Below are 23,412 nucleotides of genomic sequence, written 5' to 3'. Positions count from 1 at the left end.
GTCAGGTGCTGCGGCGGTTGTCGAGCGCGAAGGCGCCGGCGCCGGCAAACACCAGATAGAGGAAGATGAAGCAGAAGGAGATCGCGGCATCGCCGCTGTTGTTGACCGGGAAGAAGTCGCGCGGGTAGTGCGCCATGAAATAGGCGATGGCCATCTCGCCGGCCAGCAGGAACGCGACCGGGCGGGTGAACAGACCGAGCGCCAGCAGGATGCCACCGGCGAATTCCAGGATGCCTGCCGTCGCCGTCAGGCCGCTAAGAGCGTGAGGCTCGGCGCTGACCGGAAAATTGAACAGTTTCTGCGAGCCATGCTCGAGGAACTGCAGGGCTGTGATGATGCGCAGGACGCCGAGTGCCTGCGGCTGAAATCTGGCGAGACCGTCAAAAAGCTTCATCTAAACTCCATTTTTTCCAACCATGTGGCCCGGCCATAAATCATCACCCGGCGCTGGACCATTCACTTCCCATGGCCTGTCATCAACAATCGGTGATTGCAATTATTTCCAGTCTGACTTCGAAATTTGCTCTCGTTATGGTTGCATATATCTCGTTAAGGTTGTATATCTGCGAGTAGACACTCGAAACCAGACGGGTTCCTTCGCCATGAAAAAAGTCGCCATCAGCCTGTTCGCAATCCTCGCAAGCACCAGTTTCGCCATGGCCGCTGATGCTGGCTGCGATGGCTTCAAATGGCCGGTGACACGCGAGCAGGAACTGTTTCCGGCTGCGCCCGCCGCGCAGTCAGGTGCCTCTCTTGCTTTTGGCGAAGCCGCGGATATGGCGCTGGAGCCGGTCGATGCGGTCAGCTTCACGGTCTCACCGCAACGCGCGCCGGCAGCCGGCACGTTCGGCGCGACGGCAAACGTGGCCGTGCCAACGGAAGGAGAGCTCCAGATCAGCCTGTCCGATGAGGCCTGGGTCGACGTCATTCAGGATGGCCAGGCCGTGAAATCAGCCGGTTTCAGCGGCGTGAAGACCTGCCTCGGCGTCCGCAAGAGCCTGCGCTTCAAGCTGACGCCTGGCGCAGCCACGATCCAGCTCAGCGGCGCCAGGAAAGAGAACCTCAAAGTTGCGGTGCTGGCGCCGGAGTGACCGCGCCCGGACGCGCCTCTCATCGCACCAGCGGCGCGATGAGAGCAGTTCCGTGCAGGCGAGTACCGGAGGGGATCAGCGGCCCGGCGCGATCAGCGCGAAATAAGCGCCTTGCGGATCGGTGAACTGGGCAATCCATTGGCCGGTCGGCACCGGCATCGGACCCATGACGATCTTGCCGCCATTGTCGGTGACGCGTTTGGCGGCTGCGTCGATGGCATCGACATTGAAGTAGAACAGCCACACCGGCACCGGCAGCTGTTGTGGCTTGTTCATGATGCCGCCGCCGGATTCAGGGCCGGCCGAGAAGGTCTGATAGATGCCCATCTCGCCGACGTCCATGCTACCGGCATCGGTCCAGCCGAACTGGCTGGAGTAGAAATCGAAGGCCTTCTGGCGGTCGGCCGCATAAAGCTCGTGCCAGCCGACATGGCCCGGCGTCGTTGCCGGAAGGACGGGCTGGTCGGGGCCATTGGGCTGCAGGAACATGAAGGCGGCGCCTTGCGGGTCGGCGACGACGGAGAAGCGGCCGACGCCGGGAATGTCGTCGGGTTCGCGGTGAACAGCCCCGCCGGCCGCTTTCAGTGCCTCGGTCGAGGCAACGGTATCGCTGGTGTGGATATAGCCGAACCAGGCCGGCTTCAGACCCGTCCTGGCTGCTTCCTCGGGCAGGGTCATCAGCCCGCCGACGCCACGCTCGGCGGAGTTCACCACGATATAGCGCGGCATGCTGGGCGCCTTGTCGAAGGGCTCGGCCCGCCAGCCGACCACGGTGGTGTAAAATGCTTGCGCCGCATCGAGGTCGCTGGTCATCAACTCGTACCAGAAGAAGGGCATTGGGGATTTCGGCATTTTCGGTCTCCTCACCTTCATGCATAGATCGTCGTCCGATCCATCAAAGGACGTTTTCAGCGACGCGAATCCGACAGCGAAGCGGAGAAAGTTCAACGGCTGCGTTGACACATCGTTCCGCACTTCGCCCCACCGGCGGCTTGCACATGCGGCGGTTTTCGACTTTCCTTGGGGCAAACGAGGGGTTGTCGTTTCATGCGCCTTATGTCGCTCACGCCTGAGCTTGTGTCACTGTGTCATCGCGAAGAGGTCGATCCCGGACCCGACTGCAGTTGGACGCAACTGAACGATGAGGATTACCGGACCTTGGCCTTGCGGCTGTCTGATGAAGCAGACGAGGGGCCTCTGTGGGTGTTCGCCTATGGCTCGCTGATCTGGAAGCCGGCTTTCGAATCCGTCGAACGCCAGCGCGCCACTGCGTTTGGCTGGCATCGCTCGTTCTGCCTCGACATGGTGCGCTGGCGCGGCAGCGTCGCGCAGCCGGGGCTGATGATGGCGCTCGAACGCGGCGGCCGATGCGACGGCGTCATCTACCGCCTGCCCGACGGCGACAAGCCGCAGCAGATCGAAAGATTGTTGCGGCGCGAGATCGACGATCATGAGAGTGTCAGCTCGGTCCGGTGGGTTCCCGTGCGCACGGAGCAGGGCCGGATACGGGCGCTCGGCTTCTGGGTCGGGGTGACGGGCAGGGGAACCTCGCTCGGGCAGCCGCTGGATCGGGTGGCGAGGGTGCTTGCCAGAGCCTGCGGCCATGTCGGCTCAGGCGCGGAATATCTCTACAACACCGTCAGCCACCTTGAGGAATTCGGCATCCGCGACCGCAATCTGTGGCGGCTGCAGCAACTGGTTGCCAACGAGATCAGGTCGATCCATGGCGGCGCTACGAGCACTGGCTTTTCGCCCGTGACATAGGCCATAACATGAGTGGTCCGATCATATTATCAGCTAGGCTTTTCAGTGGTTTGCGGCGAAAATTGACCAATTGATAAAAAAATAAAACGTGCTAGCCTTCCCCAAAACGAAAACATGGGGAACTGACGATGCCAGAAGGCCAGTTCAAGGACGGCATTGCCGGCGGCCGGCTTGCCGCCGACCAGTACGCCGAGAATTTTTCCGACCTGCATCCGCCGCTCGATCACCACGAAGCGCTGGTCGAATCCGACCGCTGCTATTTCTGCTACGATGCGCCGTGCATGAACGCGTGCCCGACCTCGATCGACATTCCGCTGTTCATCCGCCAGATATCGACCGGCAACCCGATCGGTTCGGCCAAGACGATTTTCGACCAGAACATATTGGGTGGCATGTGCGCCCGCGTCTGCCCGACCGAGACGCTTTGCGAAGAGGTCTGCGTGCGCGAGGTGGCGGAAGGCAAGCCGGTGCAGATCGGCCGCCTGCAGCGCTACGCCACCGACGTCGCAATGGCCGAGCACAAGCAGTTTTATCCGCGCGCTGAATCGACCGGCAAGTCGGTCGCCGTCGTGGGCGCCGGACCGGCCGGTCTTGCCGCCGCCCACCGGCTCGCTCGCCACGGCCATGACGTCACCATTCTGGAAGCCCGCCCGAAGGCCGGCGGCCTCAATGAATATGGCATCGCCGCCTACAAGAGCGTCGACAATTTCGCCCAGGCCGAGGTCGACTATGTCACTGGGGTCGGCGGCATCGATATCCATAACGGCAAGGCGCTCGGTCGCGACTACCAGCTGTCGGACCTGATCCTCAATTATGATGCCGTCTTCCTCGGCATGGGGCTTGGCGGCGTCAATGCGCTGCGCGCCGATGGCGAGGAGGCCGGTGGCGTCGTCAATGCAGTCGAATTCATCGCCGAACTGCGCCAGGCCAGCGATCTCTCGAGCCTGCCAATCGGCCGGCGCGTCGTCGTCATCGGCGGCGGCATGACGGCGATCGACGCCGCCGTGCAGTCGAAGCTGCTCGGCGCCGAGGAGGTGACGATCTGCTACCGGCGCGGCCAGGAACACATGAACGCTTCCGAGTTCGAGCAGGATCTGGCAGCCGCCAACGGCGTCACCATCCGCCACTGGCTGCAGCCGAAGCGGGTCATTGTCGAAGGTGGCAAAGTGTCGGGCATCGAGCTCGAATACACAGCGATGAACGGCGACACGCTTGTCGGCACCGGCGAGCGGCTGACGCTGGCCGCCGACCAGGTGTTCAAGGCGATCGGCCAGAGCTTTGTGCCGGCGGCACTTAACGGCAGCGGTGCTGCGATCGAACTCGAAGCCGGCCGCATCAAGGTCGACGCAGAAGGGCGCACCTCGCTCGCCAATGTCTGGGCCGGCGGCGACTGCATTTTTGGCGGCGACGATTTGACGGTATCGGCCGTCGCGCAAGGCCGCGATGCGGCGGAGAGCATCAACCGGAGTCTGGCACAGGGATAGAGATCATGGCCTCAGTGGAATCAGGCATCGCGCGTCACTACGACGTCTCGGATCTTGAGCAGCACATTCTTGCCGTGCTCGCCGATACCGGCGTGGAAATTGCCCATCTACGCGCTGGCGATCTCGAAGCGGTCGACGAGTTCCACATTGGCGGTATCGCCGCCACCAGGGAACTCATCGGCCAGATGGGTTTGAAGCCGGGGGCCAGGCTGCTCGACATTGGTTCCGGCGTGGGTGGTCCAGCCCGCTTCGCCGCCAACAATGCCGGCGCCGATGTCACCGGCATTGATCTGACGCAAAGCTATGTCGACATCGCGACCAGCCTGTCGAAGCGGGTGGGAATGGCCGACAAAGTCCGGTTCGTGCAGGGCAGCGCGCTGGACATGCCGTTCAGCAACAAAAGCTTTGATACGGCCATGATCCTGCATGTCGGCATGAATCTTCCCGACAAGAAAAAGCTGATGAGCGAGGCGGCGCGTGTGCTCAAGCCGGGCGGCGTCTTTGCCGTCTACGATGTGATGCGGCTCAAGGCAGGTGCGCTGACCTATCCGCTGCCATGGGCATCCGACGAGAGCATGTCCTTCGTTGCCACGCCCGACGACTATCGTTCGGCTGCCGCCGCCGCGGGGTTCTCTGTAACCGCCGAGCGCCCTCGTGGCGCCTTCGCCATCGAATTTTTCGACACGATACGGGCGCGCATGGCTGCGGCGCAGGCGGAAGGAAAAAAGCCGCCGCCTGGCGTTAATCTTATCATGGGCGAGAACGCCGGCACCAAGATCGCCAATCTCACCCCCGCGCTTAAAGGCGGCATTCTCGCACCCGTGGAAATGCTCCTTCGTCTCGGTTGAAAGGGACCTGTCATGGCAGACATCCGCAACAATTTCGTCGGCATCAAATCGCCCAATCCGTTCTGGCTGGCTTCGGCGCCGCCGACCGACAAGGCCTATAACGTCATCCGCGCCTTCAAGGCGGGCTGGGGCGGCGTCGTGTGGAAGACGCTGGGCGAAGAAGGTCCGCCGGTGGTCAACGTCAACGGCCCGCGTTATGGCGCGATTTGGGGGGCCGACCGGCGCCTGCTCGGCCTCAACAATATCGAGCTGATCACCGACCGCGATTTGCAGGTCAATCTGCGCGAGATCAAGCAGGTCAAGAAGGACTGGCCCGACCGCGCCATCGTCGTCTCGCTGATGGTGCCATGCGTCGAGGAAAGCTGGAAGGCGATCCTGCCGGTGGTCGAGGAGACCGAAGCCGACGGCATCGAGCTCAATTTCGGCTGCCCGCACGGCATGTCGGAACGTGGCATGGGCGCGGCTGTCGGCCAGGTGCCGGAGTATATCGAAATGGTGGTGCGCTGGTGCAAAGCCAACACCCGCATGCCTGTCATCACCAAGCTGACGCCCAACATCACCGATGTGCGCAAGCCGGCGCGCGCCGCCCACGCCGGCGGCACCGACGCGGTGTCGCTGATCAACACCATCAACTCGATCACCGGCGTCGACCTCGACAGTTTCGCGCCGCAGCCGACCATCGACGGCAAGGGCTCGCATGGCGGCTATTGCGGCCCGGCGGTGAAGCCGATCGCCATGAACATGGTGGCCGAGATCGCCCGCGATCCGGAAACGCGCGGCCTGCCGATCTCCGGCATTGGCGGCATCACCACCTGGCGCGATGCGGCTGAATTCATGGCGCTCGGCGCCGGCAATGTGCAGGTGTGCACGGCGGCGATGACTTACGGCTTCAAGATCGTGCAGGAGATGATCGCCGGTCTCGAAAACTGGATGGACGAGAAAGGCCACGCCTCGCTCAACGACATTGTCGGCCGCGCCACGCCCAACGTCACCGACTGGCAGTATCTCAACCTCAATTACATCGCCAAGGCGCATATCGACCAGGACGCCTGCATCAAATGCGGCCGCTGCCACATCGCCTGCGAGGACACTTCGCACCAGGCAATCACCAACATGGTCGACGGCGTCAGGCATTTCGAGGTGATCGAGGCCGAATGCGTCGGCTGCAATCTGTGCGTCAATGTCTGCCCGGTCGAGAACTGCATCACCATGGAGCCGCTGGCCGCCGGCGTCATGGACCAGCGCACCGGCAAGCCGGTGTCGCCGGTCTATGCCAACTGGACGACGCACCCGAACAACCCGATGGCCAAGGTGGCCGCAGAGTAGGGAACGGGTCGAAGAAAAAAGCGGCGCTTTCGAGCGCCGTTTTTCATTTTACTATTGCAGATAAAATCTATCTAGGATAAAAGATATCCATGAATAGGAGCGCAACATCGTGAAACTGGGCGAGGGTGTAGAAGCGGCCATCCATTGCGCGGCCACACTGGCCAGCGTGGAGGGCAACAGCACGATACCGGGTGCTGCTTTGGCAGAGTCCTTCGGCCTGTCGCCGAGCTATCTGCTGAAACATCTGAACCAGCTGACTGCTGCGCGCATCCTGGAATCGGTGCCGGGACCGGCGGGCGGCTACCGGCTGGCGCGTCCGGCCGAGCGCATCACGCTGCTCGATATCGTGCTTGCGGTCGAGGGTCGCGAGCCGGCCTTCCGCTGCGGCGAGATCCGCCAGCGCGGCCCGGTCAAGATCGATGCTTCGGCCTATGTGAAGCCGTGCGGCATCAATGCCGCGATGCTGAAAGCCGAGCGTGCCTATCGTGCCGCTCTCGCGGAAACCCGGTTGTCCGACATCGTGGCTGACTACAAGGCCGAAGGCGATCCGCGATCGTTTGCCGCCAGCTGTGCCTTTGTGGCGCGCCATCAGCGGCCGCAGAAACCCGCTTCGACCAAACAGATTTAATCCCCCGCAAACAGATGTGAAAGGAAAGACGATGAAACAGAGACTGCAATTCTTCGCCAAGGCGCCTGAGATCATGAAGGCGGTGTCAGCGCTCAACAAGGCGGTCGACGAATGCGGGCTTGAAGTGAGCCTGCTGCATTTGATCAAGCTCCGCGCCTCGCAGATCAATGGCTGCTCCTACTGCGTCGAGATGCATAGCCGCGAGGCGAGGCGCGATGGCGAAACCGAGACACGGCTCTATCTGGTTTCGGCCTGGAAGGAATCGCCGCTGTTTTCCGAGCGCGAACGCGCGGCGCTTGCTTGGACCGAGGCAACGACCCTGATCGCCAACAATGGCGTTTCGGACGAACTCTATGCCCGCACGCTAGAGCACTTCTCGGAAGAGGAACTGGTCAAGCTGTCGGTCGCGATCGGCATGATCAACACCTGGAACCGGCTCTGCATCCCGTTCCACGCCATTCACCCGATGCCGGCTGCCAAAGCAGCCTGACCGTCCGGTTAGTCATGGAGCGCCGTGGAAAGGGCGGCGCTCCACCTGTTTCATGCTTAAGTACGGGGAAGATTTCATGCCTGTCGATTTGCCTTCGACCTTTTTGTTTCTCGGCCGCCTGTTGCTCGGCGGCGCCTTCGTTTGCGCCGGCCTGCGCAATGTTCAGAACGAGACCTTCCTGACCGGGCTGATGACCGCGCGCGGCGTGCCGCAGGCGAGATTGGCGTTGTGGGCCGGCATCGTCCTGCAGACCATTGCCGGCGCGCTGTTGATGGCCGGCCTGTGGACTGCGACCGCCTGCGCCGTGCTGCTGCTGTTTCTCATCGTCGCCACGCCGATGTTCCACAATTTCTGGGACCATCAGGGCCCGGACCGGGCGTCGCGCATCAACGGTTTCGTAGGCAACGTCGCACTGGCCGGAGGCCTTCTCACGCTGATCGCGCAGTCGCTGTAAGGTCACGCCGCGTAGCGCAGGCCGCCGTCGCAGGTCAGCACCTGGCCGGTCATGAAGCCGTTGGAGACTAGAAAGGCGATTGCGCCGGCGACGTCTTCGGCGCGGCCGATCCTGCCCACCGGGGTTTTGCCGGCATATTCGCTGAACACCGCCTGCCGCTGGTCTTCGGCCAGGAAATCCCACCACGGCGTGTCGATGACGCCGGGCGCCACGACATTGACGCGCAGCGGCTTCAGTTCGACCGCCAGGATCGGCACCACCGTCAACAGCATGCCGTTGACGGCGGCAATGCCAGCCACGCCGGGCGCCGACAATTGTGCCGACACCGCCGAGATGAAAGTGACCGATCCCGATCTGTTGAGCGTCGGCAAGGCAGCCTGCAGGCAGGACAGCTGCGGCCTGACTTTCTCGTCGACGCCGCCGGCGATGTCTGAGAGATCGAGGGTTTCGAACGGCCCAAGTCCCTTGCCGCCGCTGGCAGCCAGCACGAGGTGATCGAACGGTCCGAGTTCCCCAAAGAAATGGCGGACTTCATCCGGCTTCGAAGCATCGAAGGCAGCTTTTTCGGCGGCGCCGCCGAGGCTCTTCCAGGCGCTGGTGAGCTTGTCCTGGCTTCGTCCGGTGATGGTCACCTTCATGCCTGGGCCCAGCAGTTTTCGCGCCGTTGCGAGGCCGATGCCGGATGAGCCGCCGATGACGACCGTGTGTTCGATCTTGCCGGTCATGAATGCTGTTCCTTCGATTTTGCGGAGACTTGGCCGACGAAGTCGAGGCTCAGGGTTCGCAATTGCTGTCTGGCCTTGGCGTCATAGGCTTGTGCTTCGGCGCGGGATTCCTTTAGGCCATCGAAATAGAGGCCACTGCGGCCCTCCAGGGCGGGCGATGTCGCGAGGTTGAGAATGGCGTCGGCGCCGGTCTCGACCGAGCTCCATGGCGTCACGCCGGCTTGGCGGACCATGGTGGTGTTCATGTAGCTCGCTGGATGCAGAGCGTTGACGGTGACGCCGCTGCCTTTCAACTCTCCGGCCAGGTCGATGGTGAACAGGATCTGCGCCAGCTTGCTCTGGCAATAGGCGCGCACGCCGTCATAGGAACGTGTCAGCATGACATCGCCGAAATCGATCGCCTGCTGGCCGGCCGAAGCGACGTTGATGATGCGCGCCGGCGAACTCGCCTTGAGCAGCGGCAGCAGTTCCGAGGTCAGCAGGAAACCGGCGAGATAGTTGACCGCAAAGCGCAGTTCGAAGCCGTCGGCGCTGAGCTGTCGCTTGGCGCCGGCCGTGCCGATGCCGGCATTGTTGATGAGGATGTCGAGCCGGTCGGTTTTTGCGCGTACGGCCTCGGCAAGGCGGCGGACCTCGGCTAGCGAGGCGAGGTTGGCGGCGAGGAACTCGGCTTTGCCGCCGGCGGATTCGATTTCTGCGACGGTTGCCTTGCCGCGAACCGCGTCACGGCCATGCACCAGCACGCGCGCGCCGCCGGCGCCCAGCCTTTGCGCGACGACACGGCCGACGCCGTCGGTCGAACCGGTGATGAGGATTGTCTTGTCTTTCAGATCCATATTCAGAGCCTCCATCTCTCTGGATGGAAGATGGGGCGCCTGACCCAGCCCAAACAGTTCAAACTTTATCCTGGTATCAATACTGCTATAATAGCTCTCATGGATGCTCCCACGCACTCCGCTGAAGACAGCCGCCGGCGCGAGCTTGGCGCCTTCCTGCGCTCGCGCCGCGAAAGATTGACGCCGTCCGCCACCGGCATCGCGACCGGCCTGCGGAGACGCACGCCAGGCTTGCGTCGCGAGGAAGTGGCGATGATCGCCGGCGTCGGCACCACCTGGTACACATGGCTAGAGCAGGGGCGCGAGGTCAGACCCTCGGTGGAGGTGCTAGCGGCGCTCAGCGAAGCGCTGCGCCTCGACGCCGTTGAAAGGCGGCATCTGTTCATCCTGGCAGGCCGCCAGCAACCGGAGAACCGCGTGGCTGCGCCGGAAAAGGTCGATGGCCCGCTAATGCATATGCTGGAGAGCCTGGTGCTGCAGCCGGCCTATGTCGTCGGGCGGCGCTGGGATGTGCTGGCCTGGAATCCGGCGGCGGTAGCGGTGTTCGGTGATTATGGCCTGCTAGAGGGCGACGCCCGCAACATCGTCCACATGGTGTTCACCAATCCGCATCACCGGCGCCTGCTGGTTGACTGGGAGCAATTGGCGCGCACCGTGCTGGCCTCGTTCCGGGCGGAAAGCGCCCGCTATGTGGGCGATGCGGATTTCGAGCGGCTGATCGTGCTTATGACGCGCTCAAGTCCGGAGTTTCGCGACTGGTGGCCGCAACGCGACGTGGCACGCCGATTGTCGGGGGTGAAACATGTCCGACATCCGAGCGCCGGCGCCATGACGTTCGAGCATATGAGCCTGTCGATCGACGACGGCTCGGACATGAAGCTGATCGTCTACACGCCGCTGGCCGAACAGGATTCGATCGAGAAGCTGCAGAATTTGCTTGAGGCGATGCCGGCGGAGCGCCGCAGCGCCTGACGCCCAAGGTCAGCCCTTCGGCTTCAGCCCATCAATGAACAACTGCTCCAGAAACCGCGCCGCATCCTCGAAGCGGCCGTCGCCGCCGCGATCGGGCCCAAGCACCGCGCGGACCTGGACATCGAAATCGGCATAGTGCTGCGTCGTCGCCCAGATCGAAAAGATCAGGTGCCAGGGATCGGTGCGGGCGATTTTTCCTGCGCGCATCCAGCCCTTGATGACGTTGGCCTTCTCGTCGACCAGCGTTTTCAGCTCACCCGCCAGCAGCGGCATGATGCGCGGCGCGCCTTGCAGGATCTCGTTGGCGAACAGCCGGCTCTCCCTGGGAAAATCACGCGCCATTTCGAGCTTGCGCCGGATGTAGCTCCTGAGCTCGGTCAGTGGGTCGCCGATGTCGTCGAGTTCACGTAGCGGCGCCAGCCACGTCGCCAGCAGCCGCTCCATCAGCGTTTCGTGGATGTCTTCCTTGCGGCGGAAATAGTAGAGCAGGTTCGGCTTCGACATCCCGGCGGCCTCGGCGATCTGGTCGATGGTCGAACCGCGAAAGCCGTTGGCGGAGAAGACTTCGAGGGCTGCCTCCAGGATCAGTTCGCGCTTTTCCTGCTGGATGCGGGTGCGGCGAGGGGCTGAGCCTTCCATGGCGCCGCTCACCCCTGCAAGCCTTGGCCGAGCGGGTCATCTGGACCAATTCTCTGGACCAGTTTTTCTCTTACCCGTGGAGCGCACTTCGCAGGCCGCATTTCCGCTAGTAATCCCTTGACCGCCGACAGGGCGGTGCTAACGTTTGTCCAATCGGTCAAAAATTTGCGTAGCATGAAAACGCAGCAAAAACCAAGCTTTGGAAAGACCAAGCGTTAGCCGCACCGAAACAGGTTACAAGGGGAAGTCTTGGTCATGTCCAACCGGCTGAAAGTCACGCCGAACGATCTCAGTGCATTCTGGATGCCGTTCACGGCAAACCGGCAGTTCAAACAGGCGCCGCGCATGTTCGTGTCCGCCAAGGACATGCACTACACCACCAGCGACGGCCGCAAGGTGCTCGACGGCACCGCCGGCCTCTGGTGCGTCAATGCCGGCCATTGCCGTCCCAAGATCACGGAAGCGATCCAGCATCAGGCGGCCGAACTCGACTATGCGCCGGCCTTCCAGATGGGTCACCCGATCGTGTTCGAACTGGCCAACCGCCTGGTCGACCTCGCGCCCAAGGGCATGGACCATGTCTTCTTCACCAATTCCGGTTCGGAATCGGTGGAAACCGCGCTGAAGATGGCGATCGCCTATCACCGTGTGAAGGGCGAGGGCGCGCGCACCCGCCTGATCGGCCGCGAACGCGGCTATCACGGCGTCAATTTCGGCGGCATTTCGGTTGGCGGCATCGTCACCAACCGCAAGATGTTCGGCACGCTGCTCGGCGGCGTCGACCACATGCCGCACACGCATCTGCCGGAAAAGAACGCCTTCTCCAAGGGCGTGCCGGAATATGGCGCCGAACTCGCCAACGAGCTGGAGCGCATCGTTGCCCTGCATGACGCCTCGACCATCGCCGCCGTCATCGTCGAACCGGTCGCCGGCTCCACCGGCGTCATCCTGCCGCCGAAGGGCTATCTGCAGAAACTGCGGGAGATCTGCACCAAGCACGGCATTTTGCTGATCTTCGACGAGGTCATCACCGGTTTCGGCCGTCTCGGCGCGCCGTTCGCAGCGGATTATTTCGGCGTCACGCCCGACATCATGACCACCGCCAAGGGCGTCTCCAACGGCGTCATCCCGATGGGCGCGGTGTTCGTGAAGAAGGAAATCCACGACGCCTTCATGACCGGCCCCGAGCACATGATCGAGTTCTTCCACGGCTACACCTATTCGGGCAATCCGATTGCGTGCGCCGCGGCACTCGGCACGCTCGACACCTACAAGGAAGAGGGCCTGCTCACCCGCGGCGAGGAACTGGCGCCGTACTGGGAAGATGCGCTGCATTCGCTGAAGGACGAGCCGCATGTCATCGACATCAGGAATATCGGCCTGATCGGCGCGATCGAACTGGCGCCGATCGCCGGCAGCCCGACCAAGCGGGCCTTCTCGGCCTTCGTCAAGGCGTTCGAGCGCGGCGCGCTGATCCGCACCACCGGCGACATCATCGCGCTGTCGCCGCCACTGATCATCACCAAGGGCCAGATCAACGAATTGATCGACCATGTCAGAGAAGTGCTGAGGGCGATCGACTAATCTATCCAGCCAGTCGGGCGGCGGCGGGAACCGCCGCCCGGTTGGTTATATGAAATGAGAGGACTTTGAATGGCCGCCCCGGGCGAGAATCTGCGAATCAATTCAGACCGTTTGTGGGATTCCATCATGGAGATGGCGAAGATCGGCCCCGGTATTGCCGGCGGCAACAATCGCCAGACCTTGACCGACGAGGACGGCGAGGGACGGCATCTGTTCAAGCGCTGGTGCGAGGCGGCCGGGCTCGAAATGGGGCTCGACGAAATGGGCACCATGTTTGCCCGCCGGGAAGGCGCTGATCCCAGCCTGCCGCCGGTTTATGTCGGCAGCCATCTCGACACGCAGCCGACCGGCGGCAAATATGACGGCGTGCTCGGCGTGCTCGGCGGGCTGGAGATTATTCGCTCGCTTAACGATCTCGGCATCCAGACCAGGCATCCGATCGTCGTTACCAACTGGACCAATGAGGAAGGCTCGCGCTTTGCCCCGGCTATGATGGCGTCCGGCGTGTTCGCCGGTGTGCTCGATCAGGCGGACGTGTATCAGCACACTGATAAACAGGGCAGGAAATTTGGCGAGGAGCTGGAGCGCATCGGCTGGAAAGGCACCGAGAAAGTCGGTGATCGCAAGATCCACGCCTTCTTCGAACTGCATATCGAGCAGGGGCCGATCCTCGAGGACGAAGGCATCGACATTGGCGTCGTCACCCACGGCCAGGGCCTGAAATGGCTGCAGGTAACGCTGACCGGCAAGGAGGCGCATACCGGCTCGACCCCGATGCCCAAGCGCCGTAATGCCGGGCTCGGCATGGCTCGGGTCATCGAACTGGTGCACGAGATCGCCATGGACTACCAGCCCGACGCCGTCGGCGCGGTCGGCCACATGGAGGTGTTTCCGAACTCGCGCAACATCATCGCCGGGCGCACCGTCTTCACCATCGACATCCGCTCGCCCGAGAAGGAAGTGCTGGACGCGATGGATGGACGCATACGCGAAGGCATCGACACAATCTGTGAGGCGCTCGACATCCAGTACAAGGTCGAGCAGGTCGGCGCTTTCGATCCGGTCACCTTCGATGCCGGCTGCGTCAAGGCGATCCGCGACGCCGCCGATCGGCTCGGCTATTCCCACCGCAACATCGTCTCCGGCGCCGGCCACGACGCCTGCTGGATCAACCGCGTTGCGCCGACCGCCATGGTGATGTGCCCCTGCGTTGACGGGTTGTCACACAACGAGGCTGAGGAAATCACCAAGGAATGGGCCGGCGCCGGCGCCGACGTGCTGTTCCATGCGGTGGTAGAGACAGCGGGGATCGTGGCGTGAACTAAGATCTGTATTCAAAACGACGCTCACAAGAAGCGCGAAGAGAACAAGGGAACACGACAGTGACCAAAGTCATCCGAAACGGCACCATCGTCACCGCCGACCGCACCTGGAAGGCCGATGTGCTGATGCAGCACGGCAAGATCGTCGCCATTGGCTCGAACCTGCATGGCGACCATGAGTTCGACGCCAGCGGCTGTTACGTCATGCCGGGCGGTATCGATCCGCACACCCATCTCGAAATGCCGTTCATGGGCACCTATTCGGCCGACGATTTCGAGTCCGGGACGCGTGCGGCCCTTTCCGGTGGCACCACGATGGTGGTCGATTTCTGCCTGCCGGCGCCGCAGCAATCGCTGCTGGAAGCGTTGCAGATGTGGGACAACAAGACCTCGAAGGCTGCCTGCGACTACTCCTTCCACATGGCGATCACCTGGTGGGGCAAGCAGGTGTTCGACGAGATGGCCACCGTCGTCGACAGAGGCATTACCTCGTTCAAGCATTTCATGGCCTACAAGGGCGCGCTGATGGTGGACGACGACGAGATGTACGCGTCGTTCCAGCGCTGCGCCGATCTCGGCGCGCTGCCGCTCGTTCATGCCGAGAATGGCGACGTGGTTGCGGCGCTGTCGCAAAAGCTGCTCGCTGCCGGCAATAATGGTCCCGAGGGACACGCCTATTCGCGGCCGCCGGAAGTGGAAGGCGAGGCGACCAACCGCGCCATCATGATCGCCGACATGGCCGGCGTGCCGCTCTATGTCGTGCATGTGTCCTGCGAGCAGAGCCACGAAGCCATCCGCCGCGCCCGCCAGAAGGGCATGCGGGTTTTCGGCGAGCCGCTGATCCAGCATCTGACGCTGGATGAAAGCGAGTATTTCGACAAGGATTGGGACCATGCGGCGCGCCGCGTCATGAGCCCGCCCTTCCGCAACAAGCTGCACCAGGATTCGCTGTGGGCCGGCCTGCAGGCGGGATCGCTGCAGGTGGTGGCGACCGACCACTGCGCCTTCACCACCAAGCAGAAGCGCAATGGCGTCGGCGATTTCACCAAGATCCCGAACGGCACCGGCGGGCTTGAAGACCGCTTGCCCGTGCTGTGGACGACGGGCGTCAACACCGGGCGGCTGACGATGAACGAGTTCGTCGCGGTGACTTCGACCAACATCGCCAAGATCCTCAACATGTATCCTAGGAAAGGCGCCATCGTCGAAGGCGCGGACGCCGACATCGTGGTGTGGGACCCCAGCGCCAAGAAGACCATCACCTCGAAGAAGCAGCAATCGGTGATCGACTACAACGTCTTCGAAGGTTTTGAGGTGACCGGCCTGCCGCGCTTCGTCTTTTCGCGCGGCGAACTGTCGGTCGAGGAAGCGGAGGTCAAGGCCAAGCCCGGCCATGGCGAATTCGTCGCCCGCGAGCCGAACGCGGCGGTCAACCGGGCTCTATCGACCTGGAAGGACATTACCGCGCCGCGCAAGGTGGAACGCACCGGCATTCCGGCGACAGGCGTTTGACGTTGCGGAGCCCGGGGGCGCTCATTTCACTGGTCGTGGCGATGGTGGTCGCTGGTCCGGCAACAGGGGCCGAGAGGCTGGCCGGCTCCTGGGGCAACGATGCCGGCTGTGTCTTTGCAAAGGCCGGTTTTCAGGGCCGGGACGATTATATCGTGCTGACCGCCGAAGGCATCGAGACCTATGGCAGCGGCTGCCGGTTCGCGCAGCAATTGACGTGGGCGCCGGGCACGCAATCGCTTGATGCGACCTGTTCCGCCGAAGGCGAGGCGGGGACGACGGCTGAAACCGTTGTGGTCACCAACAAGGGCGAGGGTGGGTTCTTCGTGACCATTCCCGGTCTTGAAGAAATGGGGCCGTTGCAACCGTGTTCGTGACGTTGGAGCTGGGGGAATGAGCGCGCGCGGTTTGGGGCCGTCTGTTGCGATGATAGTCGTTCTGGCTGCGGGTCAGGCCCTTGCGGCAGGCATCGACCTGACGAAACCCTATGGGGACAAATATGGCTGCATCAACCGCAACGGCCAGGAAGTCGCCGCCGATCGGATGCTGCTTTTGACCGACGAGGCATTGGTCACCGCCGCCAGCGCCTGCACCTTCACGGACAAGCAGGCGCAGGCTGATGGGTCGCTGGTGGTGACGGCAACATGCGAGGCGGAAGGCGAAGAAGGACAGGAGCCGACCAAATTCACCATCAAGCGCAGCGCCAAGAACGCCAAGAAGCTGACGGTCACCGACGACGACGGCAATGTCATGGGCGAAGTGGCGCGGTGCAAATGACGGCAGTCCCGTCAGCGTCAGGCCACCAGCGCATCCAGTTCCGGCAACAGGACGACGCTTTCCTGTTCATTGGGATCGGTGCGGGCGATGACGGCCGAGGACGGGGCGTTGCTCATATTGGCCGGCAGATGCGGTACGCCGGCCGGGATGTAGAAGAGGTCGCCGGCCTTGACGACGATGTGGTTCTCGAGCCTGTCGCCATACCATGTGTGGACCTCGCCCGAGAGCACATAGATCGCCGTCTCATGGCTTTCATGCAGATGCGCCTTGGCGCGGGCGCCGGGCGGCAGCGTGAGCAGATGCATGCAGATGCCGGACGAGCCGACCGTCTCGGCTGCAATGCCGGCAAAATAGGTCAATCCCTGCTTGCCTTCATAAGTGCTTTCAGGACGGATAAGGTGACAAGTGGGTTTGGGCGACATCGGCAAGGCTCCGGGCGTCGATTGGGTGGGATTGGACGAGTGGAAAGCAACATCAACGCGAATGCAACGGCATTTCATCCTGGGCGGCTGCGAGAAGCAGGCAGCAAGCGATGACGGGACGATCGCCAGCCGTCGTCTCGGCAAGCAAACTTGGCCTTACCTTTCAGACCAATGACGGTCCGGTAGAGGCGCTCTCCAAAGTCGACCTGACCATCGGCAAGGGCGAGTTCGTCTCCTTCATCGGCCCATCTGGCTGCGGCAAGACCACCTTGCTGCGCGTCATCGCCGATCTGGAAAAACCGACATCGGGCACGATCTCGGTCAACGGCATGACGCCGGAACAGGCGCGCGAGAAACGCGCTTATGGCTACGTCTTCCAGGCGGCAGCCCTTTTCCCGTGGCGCACGATCGAGCGTAACGTGGCGCTGCCGCTGGAGATCATCGGCCTTTCGAGAGCGGAGCAGGCCGAGCGCATCAAGCGCACGATGGAGCTCGTCAACCTCTCCGGCTTCGAGAAGAAATACCCTTGGCAGCTTTCCGGCGGCATGCAGCAGCGCGCTTCGATCGCCCGCGCGCTCGCCTTCGACGCCGACCTGTTGCTGATGGACGAGCCCTTCGGCGCGCTGGACGAGATCGTGCGCGACCATCTCAATGAACAGCTTCTGGAATTGTGGGCGCGCACCAACAAGACGATCTGCTTCGTCACCCATTCCATCCCCGAGGCGGTGTATCTGTCGACGCGCATCGTCGTCATGTCGCCGCGCCCAGGTCGGGTTACCGACATCATCGAATCGACGCTGCCAAAAGAGCGGCCACTGGATATCCGCGAGACGCCGGAATTTTTGGCGATCGCGGCCAGGGTACGCGATGGCTTGAGGGCAGGGCACAGCTATGATGATTGAGGGGGCGAACGACCGGCTGGCTCCTCTCCCCAACGGGGAGAGGGTGGCCGGAGCGAAGCGGAGGTCGGGTGAGGGGGCGGCGCCGACGGATCCGACCAAGAGAAATGTCGGGGCAACCGCTCGCGCCCGAAAGCTGCGGTTTGACGAGACCGAAGCTGAATACCGGCTTTGGGGGGAATTGAGAGGACGTCATCTCAACGGCTACAAATTTGTGCGGCAAGTGCCGCTCGGACCTTTCATCGCGGACTTCGTCTGCCGCGAGCAGGGGCTGATTGTCGAACTTGATGGCAGCCAACACGCGGATTCACTGACCGATCCCGCCAGGACAGCCTGGCTGAACGGACAAGGTTATTCGGTTCTGCGCTTCTGGAATCACGAAGTTTTGGCTGAGCGCCGAGCGGTCCTGGATACGATCTTGGCTTGTCTCGACGGAAAGATTTCTACCCCCTCACCCGACCTCCGCTTCGCTCCGGCCACCCTCTCCCCGTTGGGGAGAGGAGGGCGCCCCGCTGGCGAGGCGCGCTAGATGGACACCTTCCGCGAAAAATTCATCCCCGTGACCTCCATCCTCCTGGGCGTGGTGGTGCTCTGGTATGTCTTCGCCGTCATCCTAAACGCGCCCTTCCAGCGCGACCTCGACCGGCGCGCCGGGGAAACCCACGACACCGTCGAATTCATCGGCAAGACGCTGTCGCAGCCCAAGCCGACGCTGCCGGCGCCGCATCAGGTGGCGGTGAACTTCTTCGAGAACACCTTCCTGCGGCCCATCACATCGAGCCGAAGCCTCGTCTACAATGCTTGGGTGACCCTGTCGTCGACGTTGCTCGGCTTTGCCTTCGGCACGGCGCTCGGCATCGTCATCGCGGTTGGCATCGTGCATGTGGCGACGCTCGACCGCAGCCTGATGCCGTGGATCATCGCCTCCCAGACGATTCCCATTCTGGCGGTGGCGCCGATGATCATCGTCGTGCTGGGGGCGATCGGCATCAGCGGTCTGATCCCAAAGGCGATGATCTCGACCTACCTGTCGTTCTTCCCGGTGACGGTTGGCATGGTGAAGGGCCTGCGCTCGCCCGAACTCATGCATCTCGACCTGATGCACACCTACAATGCCAGTGTCTCGCAGACCTTCTGGAAGCTGCGGGTGCCGGCCTCGGTGCCGTTCCTGTTCACCTCGATGAAGGTGGCGGTGGCGGCGAGCCTGGTCGGCGCCATTGTCGGCGAACTGCCGACCGGTGCTGTCGCCGGCATCGGCGCCAAGCTTTTGGCAGGTGCCTATTACAGCCAGTCCATCGACATCTGGTCCGCCCTTGTGGCGGGCTCGGTGGTGGCGGCCCTTCTGGTCATGGTGGTCGGCATAGCCGGGCGCCTCGTTGACCGCGCGATGGGCGGGAGGCCGGCATGAACTGGCTGAAGCCCTCCTGGCAAGCCGTGCTGGCCGTTGCGCTGTGTCTTGTAGCCCTGTCGCTCGGCGCGATGTCGAAGCCGGAAGCGGCCACCCTTGCAGACCCGACGGCAATCTTCGACTACCCCTATTTCGGTATAAAGACCCCGATGATCGGCCTGGCCGTGCTGGCGGGGCTGATCTCGATGATCAGAATTTCGCCGCTGGCCGAGGCTGCGGTGCTGTTCATCGGCGCTCATCTCGTCGCCTGGATGCTGATCTCGGGCATTACAGGTTTCGAAGGCACGGCATTGGCGCCGTATTTCCTGCTGCTCGCCGCTGCCTGGCTGCTGGCCTGGCGCTGTGTGGCGGTGCTGTCGGGGCTTCGCCCGATGGCAAAAGGGGCGCGGATGGCGCTGCGCCTCATCATCGCGGCGATCTTCGGCGCCTGGATCCTGATCATATGGGAAGCGGTGACGCGTGGCGCCGGCATTCCCTTCATCCTTTTGCCGCCGCCGAGCGCCATCGGTGTGCGCATCGCCAGTTCCCTGCCGGTGCTCGGCGCCGATATCAGGCAGACCATCTTCAAGGCGGTGATCTTCGGTTATGTCATCGGCAGCGGCGCCGGCTTCCTGGTGGCGATTGCGGCCGACCGCGTGCCGTTCCTGCGCCGCGGTCTGCTGCCGATCGGCAATATGGTCTCGGCGCTGCCGATCATCGGTGTGGCGCCGATCATGGTGATGTGGTTCGGCTTCGACTGGCCGTCCAAGGCCGCGGTCGTCATCATCATGACCTTCTTCCCAATGCTGGTGAACACGGTTGCCGGTCTTGCCGCCTCCGGCCATATGGAGCGCGATTTGATGCGCACCTATGCGTCGGGCTACTGGCCAACACTCTTGAAGCTCCGGCTGCCGGCGGCAGCGCCCTTCATCTTCAACGCGCTGAAGATCAACTCGACGCTGGCGCTGATCGGCGCCATCGTCGCCGAGTTCTTCGGCACGCCGGTCGTCGGCATGGGCTTTCGCATCTCGACCGAGGTCGGGCGGATGAACATCGATATGGTCTGGGCCGAAATCGCAGTTGCAGCACTGGCGGGTTCGGTCTTTTATGGCGTGGTCGCTCTCGTCGAGAGAGCCGTCACGTTTTGGCATCCCTCTGTCCGTGGTGGATAGGGCGGTGGGTTCGGGTGTTAACTTCAGAGGGTAAAAACATGAAAAGACTGATCATTCCGATGCTGGCCGGCGCGATGTCGCTGGCCGCGTTCCAGGCAATGGCCGCCGACAAGGTGACCTTGCAGCTGAAATGGGTCACGCAGGCGCAGTTTGCCGGCTACTATGTCGCCAAGGCCAAGGGTTTTTATGAAGCAGAAGGCCTCGACGTCGACATCAAGCCGGGCGGTCCCGATATCGCACCCGAGCAGGTGATCGCCGGCGGTGGCGCCGACGTCATCGTCGACTGGATGGGCGGGGCGCTCGCCGCGCGCGAAAAGGGCGTGCCGCTGGTCAACATCGCCCAGCCGTTCAAGAAGGCCGGTATGGAGCTGGTCTGCCCGAAGGACGGCCCGATCAAGACCGAAGCCGATTTCAAGGGTCACACGCTCGGCGTCTGGTTCTTCGGCAACGAATATCCTTTCTACGCCTGGATGAACAAGCTCGGCCTGAAGACCGAAGGCGGCCCGGATGGCGTCACGGTTTTGAAGCAGAGCTTCGACGTGCAGCCGCTGATCCAGAAGCAGGCGGATTGCATTTCGGTCATGACCTACAACGAGTACTGGCAGCTGATCGATGCCGGCTACAAGCCGGACCAGCTCACCGTGTTCAACTACTCGGCGATGGGCAACGACCTGCTTGAGGACGGGCTCTATGCCTCGGAAGACAAGCTCAAGGATCCGGCTTTCGAAGACAAGATGGTGCGTTTCGTGCGCGCCTCGATGAAGGGCTGGAAATATGCCATCGACAACAATGACGAGGCCGCGGGCATTGTCATGGACGGCGGTGGCCAGGACGAAAACCACCAGAAGCGGATGATGAGCGAAGTCGCCAAGCTGATCGACAATGCCGACGGCAAGCTCGACCCGGCGACCTACGAGCGCACCGCCAAGGCGCTGCTCGACCAGAAGATCATCACCAAGGCGCCGACCGGCGCCTACACCACGGCCATCACCGACAAGGCGATCAAATAAGCCTGGCCAGGCAATTTCGACCTCGAGAGCGGCGCCTTTGACCCAATGTCAGAGGCGCCGTTCCTTTATGGTGTTCATGACGAAGCTGGTCTCGATCGAGGCGACGCATTTCAGCCGCGCGATCTTTTCCTTAATGAAGCGCTCGTACTGTTCGAGGCTGCCGGTCACCACCTTCAGCACATAGTCGCGCGACCCGGTGACGAGGTGGCATTCCAGCACCTCCTCCCACCCGCGGATGGCGTCCTCGAACATGACGATCTCGTCCTCGTTCTGGCGGCTGAGCCGAACGGTGGCGATGGCGACCATGTTCCAGCCGAAGGCGGCCGGGTCGACCAGCGTGGTATAGCCCCGGATGATGCCGGCCTCCTCCAGCCGGCGTACCCTCCTCAAACATTGCGACGGCGACAGGCCGATGCGCTCCGCAAGCTCATTGTTGGTGATGCGGGCGTCGGCCTGCAGCTCGCGCAGGATCTTGCGGTCGAAATCGTCGGCTATCTTCTGCTGCACTTTTGCTCTCGCTCGGCAATTTGTTGCCGGGATGCAGCCATGCGAGGCCGAAAATAGCAAGGACTGGTGGACCGGGATCGCATAAATTGCTGCACGAGACTCCTCCAGATGCAGGAAAAGCCATGACCGCGCCGCGCCCGTCGAAAACCCACATCAGCAACCACAAGCTCCATCCGGAAACGTTGATGTTGAGCTATGGCTTCGATCCGCAGCTGTCGGAGGGCGCCGTCAAGCCGCCGGTGTTCCTGACCTCGACCTTCGTGTTCAAATCGGCGGAGGAGGGGCGCGACTTCTTCGACTACACATCCGGCCGCAAGGAGCCGCCGAGCGGCACGGCGTCCGGCCTGGTCTATTCGCGCTTCAATCACCCCAACTCGGAGATCGTCGAGGACCGGCTGGCGGTCTATGAGGGAACGGACGCCTGCATCCTGTTCTCGTCGGGCATGTCGGCGATCGCCACGACGCTGCTCGCCTATGCCCGCCCGGGCGATGTCATCCTGCATTCGCAGCCGCTTTACGGCGGCACCGAGACGCTCTTGACGCGCACGCTGTCCGGCTTCGGCATCGGCGCTGTCGGCTTTGCCGACGGCGTCGACGAGAAGGCGGTGCGCTCGGCTGCGGATGCTGCGGTGGCAAAGGGGCGTGTCTCGGTCATCCTCATCGAGACGCCGTCAAATCCGACCAACAGCCTGGTCGATATCGCGCTGATCAGGAAGATTGCCGACGAGATCGGCGCAAGCCAAGGATCAACGCCGATCATCGTCTGCGACAACACGCTGCTCGGCCCGGTGTTCCAGCGGCCGATCGAACATGGCGCCGATGTCTCCGTCTATTCGCTGACCAAATATGTCGGCGGCCATTCCGACCTGATCGCCGGGGCGGCCATGGGCAGCAAGGCGGTGACCAAGCCGATCAAGGCGCTGCGCGGCGCCATCGGCACGCAACTCGACCCGCATTCCTGCTGGATGCTCGGCCGCTCGCTGGAGACGCTGTCCATCCGCATGGAGCGCGCCAACGACAATGCGCGGCTCGTGGCCGAATTCCTGCGCGATCACGCCAAGGTCGAGAAGGTGCATTACCTGCCGTTCCTGGGCGAGGATACGGCAGCGGGACGGGCCTACAAGGCGCAATGCAGCGGCGCCGGGTCGACATTTTCTTTCGATATCAAAGGCGGAGAGAAGGCGGCCTTCGCATTTCTCAACGGGCTGCAAATATTCAAGCTGGCGGTGAGCCTCGGCGGCACGGAGTCACTCGCCAGCCACCCGGCGGCGATGACGCACTCCGGCATCCCCTTCGACGTGCGCCAGCGCATCGGCGTGCTGGACACGACGGTCAGGCTGTCGATCGGCGTCGAGCATCCGGACGATCTTATCGCCGACCTGACGCAGGCGCTGGCAGCGGTCTGATAGCTCGCTTGTAGATATCAGGAAAGGGGCGATCGCCTTGGCAGCGTCGGCGGGACAGCACCCCCCTCTGGCCTGCCGGCCATCTCCCCCGCAAGGAGGGAGATTGGCAGCTTGACCGCCGGCCCTCATCTTCAACGTTGGTGATTGGCAAAGGCCGATG

The 23,412-nt window shown here is 62.8% G+C and carries 27 protein-coding genes; 20 read left to right on the top strand and 7 right to left on the bottom strand.

Annotated features, from left to right (window positions below; translation table 11 throughout):
- Position 1 precedes the first annotated feature (1 nt).
- A complete protein-coding gene (locus tag NKI46_RS28325) occupies positions 2-394 on the bottom strand; it encodes a DoxX family protein (protein ID WP_352749104.1) in 393 nt (130 codons plus the stop codon).
- 208 nt (positions 395-602) lie between these two features.
- On the opposite strand from NKI46_RS28325, the gene NKI46_RS28320 reads away from it, so the two are divergent.
- The gene (locus tag NKI46_RS28320; protein ID WP_352749101.1) at positions 603-1,091 is read left to right on the top strand and encodes a hypothetical protein; all 489 of its coding nucleotides are present in this window, start codon (positions 603-605) and stop codon (positions 1,089-1,091) included.
- Positions 1,092-1,166: 75 nt separating this feature from the next.
- On the opposite strand, the gene NKI46_RS28315 is transcribed toward NKI46_RS28320, so the two are convergent.
- Positions 1,167-1,943 carry a VOC family protein gene (locus tag NKI46_RS28315; protein WP_352749098.1) on the bottom strand — a complete coding sequence of 259 codons (777 nt, stop codon included), beginning with the start codon at positions 1,941-1,943 and terminating at the stop codon, positions 1,167-1,169.
- A 195-nt stretch (positions 1,944-2,138) separates the two neighbouring features.
- Here NKI46_RS28315 and NKI46_RS28310 point away from each other — a divergent pair, with 195 nt between their 5' ends.
- The 7 genes from NKI46_RS28310 to NKI46_RS28280 all read left to right on the top strand — a co-directional run bounded on the left by NKI46_RS28310 (position 2,139) and on the right by NKI46_RS28280 (position 8,085).
- Positions 2,139-2,855 carry a gamma-glutamylcyclotransferase gene (locus tag NKI46_RS28310; RefSeq protein WP_352749096.1) on the top strand — a complete coding sequence of 239 codons (717 nt, stop codon included), beginning with the start codon at positions 2,139-2,141 and terminating at the stop codon, positions 2,853-2,855.
- Positions 2,856-2,983: 128 nt separating this feature from the next.
- Complete coding sequence (locus NKI46_RS28305) at positions 2,984-4,339, top strand: NAD(P)-dependent oxidoreductase (RefSeq protein WP_352749093.1); 1,356 nt, start codon at positions 2,984-2,986, stop codon at positions 4,337-4,339.
- A 5-nt stretch (positions 4,340-4,344) separates the two neighbouring features.
- Entirely contained in the window at positions 4,345-5,187 is an 843-nt protein-coding gene (locus NKI46_RS28300; RefSeq protein WP_023690824.1) for a class I SAM-dependent methyltransferase, read from the top strand.
- A gap of 12 nt (positions 5,188-5,199) precedes the next feature.
- On the top strand, positions 5,200-6,513 hold the full coding sequence (preA, locus tag NKI46_RS28295) for an NAD-dependent dihydropyrimidine dehydrogenase subunit PreA (RefSeq protein WP_352749091.1): 1,314 nt from the start codon (positions 5,200-5,202) through the stop codon (positions 6,511-6,513).
- 109 nt (positions 6,514-6,622) lie between these two features.
- The gene (locus tag NKI46_RS28290; RefSeq protein WP_023668205.1) at positions 6,623-7,141 is read left to right on the top strand and encodes an RrF2 family transcriptional regulator; all 519 of its coding nucleotides are present in this window, start codon (positions 6,623-6,625) and stop codon (positions 7,139-7,141) included.
- Positions 7,142-7,172: 31 nt separating this feature from the next.
- Positions 7,173-7,631, top strand: coding sequence for a carboxymuconolactone decarboxylase family protein (locus NKI46_RS28285; protein ID WP_023668206.1), 459 nt, complete (start codon positions 7,173-7,175; stop codon positions 7,629-7,631).
- Between the two features lie 76 nt (positions 7,632-7,707).
- Positions 7,708-8,085: a DoxX family protein gene (locus tag NKI46_RS28280; protein WP_023668207.1), complete on the top strand. Its 378-nt coding sequence runs from the start codon at positions 7,708-7,710 to the stop codon at positions 8,083-8,085.
- A 2-nt stretch (positions 8,086-8,087) separates the two neighbouring features.
- Here NKI46_RS28280 and NKI46_RS28275 read toward each other — a convergent pair whose 3' ends face one another.
- Positions 8,088-8,810: an SDR family oxidoreductase gene (locus NKI46_RS28275; protein ID WP_023668208.1), complete on the bottom strand. Its 723-nt coding sequence runs from the start codon at positions 8,808-8,810 to the stop codon at positions 8,088-8,090.
- Positions 8,807-9,646 carry an SDR family oxidoreductase gene (locus tag NKI46_RS28270; protein WP_352749089.1) on the bottom strand — a complete coding sequence of 280 codons (840 nt, stop codon included), beginning with the start codon at positions 9,644-9,646 and terminating at the stop codon, positions 8,807-8,809. The genes NKI46_RS28275 and NKI46_RS28270 overlap by 4 nt, the downstream gene beginning before the upstream one ends.
- 99 nt (positions 9,647-9,745) lie before the next feature.
- Between NKI46_RS28270 and NKI46_RS28265 the strand changes: the two genes are divergently transcribed.
- A complete protein-coding gene (locus tag NKI46_RS28265; RefSeq protein WP_352749086.1) occupies positions 9,746-10,618 on the top strand; it encodes a helix-turn-helix transcriptional regulator in 873 nt (290 codons plus the stop codon).
- Between the two features lie 9 nt (positions 10,619-10,627).
- Here the strand turns inward: NKI46_RS28265 and NKI46_RS28260 are convergent, their stop codons facing one another.
- Positions 10,628-11,257: a TetR family transcriptional regulator C-terminal domain-containing protein gene (locus tag NKI46_RS28260; protein ID WP_023668211.1), complete on the bottom strand. Its 630-nt coding sequence runs from the start codon at positions 11,255-11,257 to the stop codon at positions 10,628-10,630.
- Positions 11,258-11,512: 255 nt separating this feature from the next.
- Here NKI46_RS28260 and aptA point away from each other — a divergent pair, with 255 nt between their 5' ends.
- From aptA to NKI46_RS28235, 5 genes are all read left to right on the top strand, one after another.
- Positions 11,513-12,841, top strand: a complete 1,329-nt coding sequence (gene aptA, locus NKI46_RS28255) for an omega-aminotransferase AptA (protein ID WP_023705584.1) — start codon at positions 11,513-11,515, stop codon at positions 12,839-12,841.
- A gap of 69 nt (positions 12,842-12,910) precedes the next feature.
- Positions 12,911-14,161, top strand: coding sequence for a Zn-dependent hydrolase (locus NKI46_RS28250; RefSeq protein ID WP_352749083.1), 1,251 nt, complete (start codon positions 12,911-12,913; stop codon positions 14,159-14,161).
- A 62-nt stretch (positions 14,162-14,223) separates the two neighbouring features.
- A complete protein-coding gene (hydA, locus tag NKI46_RS28245; protein ID WP_023682186.1) occupies positions 14,224-15,675 on the top strand; it encodes a dihydropyrimidinase in 1,452 nt (483 codons plus the stop codon).
- Complete coding sequence (locus tag NKI46_RS28240; RefSeq protein WP_023668216.1) at positions 15,672-16,049, top strand: hypothetical protein; 378 nt, start codon at positions 15,672-15,674, stop codon at positions 16,047-16,049. Before hydA ends, NKI46_RS28240 begins: the two co-directional genes overlap by 4 nt.
- Before the next feature lie 16 nt (positions 16,050-16,065).
- Positions 16,066-16,449, top strand: a complete 384-nt coding sequence (locus NKI46_RS28235; RefSeq protein ID WP_023714800.1) for a hypothetical protein — start codon at positions 16,066-16,068, stop codon at positions 16,447-16,449.
- A gap of 17 nt (positions 16,450-16,466) precedes the next feature.
- Here NKI46_RS28235 and NKI46_RS28230 read toward each other — a convergent pair whose 3' ends face one another.
- Positions 16,467-16,871 (bottom strand): cupin domain-containing protein, encoded by a 405-nt coding sequence (locus NKI46_RS28230; RefSeq protein WP_031196380.1) that lies wholly within the window; start codon positions 16,869-16,871, stop codon positions 16,467-16,469.
- A 110-nt stretch (positions 16,872-16,981) separates the two neighbouring features.
- Between NKI46_RS28230 and NKI46_RS28225 the strand changes: the two genes are divergently transcribed.
- From NKI46_RS28225 to NKI46_RS28205, 5 genes are read left to right on the top strand one after another with little or no spacing between them, the layout of a single operon-like run.
- Positions 16,982-17,773, top strand: coding sequence for an ABC transporter ATP-binding protein (locus tag NKI46_RS28225; protein ID WP_023668219.1), 792 nt, complete (start codon positions 16,982-16,984; stop codon positions 17,771-17,773).
- Complete coding sequence (locus NKI46_RS28220; RefSeq protein ID WP_023705579.1) at positions 17,763-18,299, top strand: endonuclease domain-containing protein; 537 nt, start codon at positions 17,763-17,765, stop codon at positions 18,297-18,299. Before NKI46_RS28225 ends, NKI46_RS28220 begins: the two co-directional genes overlap by 11 nt.
- On the top strand, positions 18,300-19,178 hold the full coding sequence (locus NKI46_RS28215) for an ABC transporter permease (protein ID WP_023690837.1): 879 nt from the start codon (positions 18,300-18,302) through the stop codon (positions 19,176-19,178).
- Positions 19,175-20,329, top strand: a complete 1,155-nt coding sequence (locus NKI46_RS28210) for an ABC transporter permease (RefSeq protein ID WP_352749078.1) — start codon at positions 19,175-19,177, stop codon at positions 20,327-20,329. The genes NKI46_RS28215 and NKI46_RS28210 overlap by 4 nt, the downstream gene beginning before the upstream one ends.
- A 38-nt stretch (positions 20,330-20,367) precedes the next feature.
- Positions 20,368-21,339 (top strand): ABC transporter substrate-binding protein, encoded by a 972-nt coding sequence (locus tag NKI46_RS28205; protein WP_023682178.1) that lies wholly within the window; start codon positions 20,368-20,370, stop codon positions 21,337-21,339.
- A gap of 48 nt (positions 21,340-21,387) precedes the next feature.
- Here NKI46_RS28205 and NKI46_RS28200 read toward each other — a convergent pair whose 3' ends face one another.
- Positions 21,388-21,846: an Lrp/AsnC family transcriptional regulator gene (locus tag NKI46_RS28200; protein ID WP_352749076.1), complete on the bottom strand. Its 459-nt coding sequence runs from the start codon at positions 21,844-21,846 to the stop codon at positions 21,388-21,390.
- Positions 21,847-21,968: 122 nt separating this feature from the next.
- Here NKI46_RS28200 and NKI46_RS28195 point away from each other — a divergent pair, with 122 nt between their 5' ends.
- On the top strand, positions 21,969-23,252 hold the full coding sequence (locus NKI46_RS28195) for a cystathionine gamma-synthase family protein (protein WP_352749073.1): 1,284 nt from the start codon (positions 21,969-21,971) through the stop codon (positions 23,250-23,252).
- Positions 23,253-23,412 lie beyond the last annotated feature (160 nt).

The organism is Mesorhizobium sp. M0615, from assembly GCF_040320805.1.
Taxonomy (GTDB): Bacteria; Pseudomonadota; Alphaproteobacteria; order Rhizobiales; family Rhizobiaceae; genus Mesorhizobium.
Note: the sequence above shows the minus strand (reverse complement) of the source record. Positions and strands in the feature narration are given on the sequence as shown.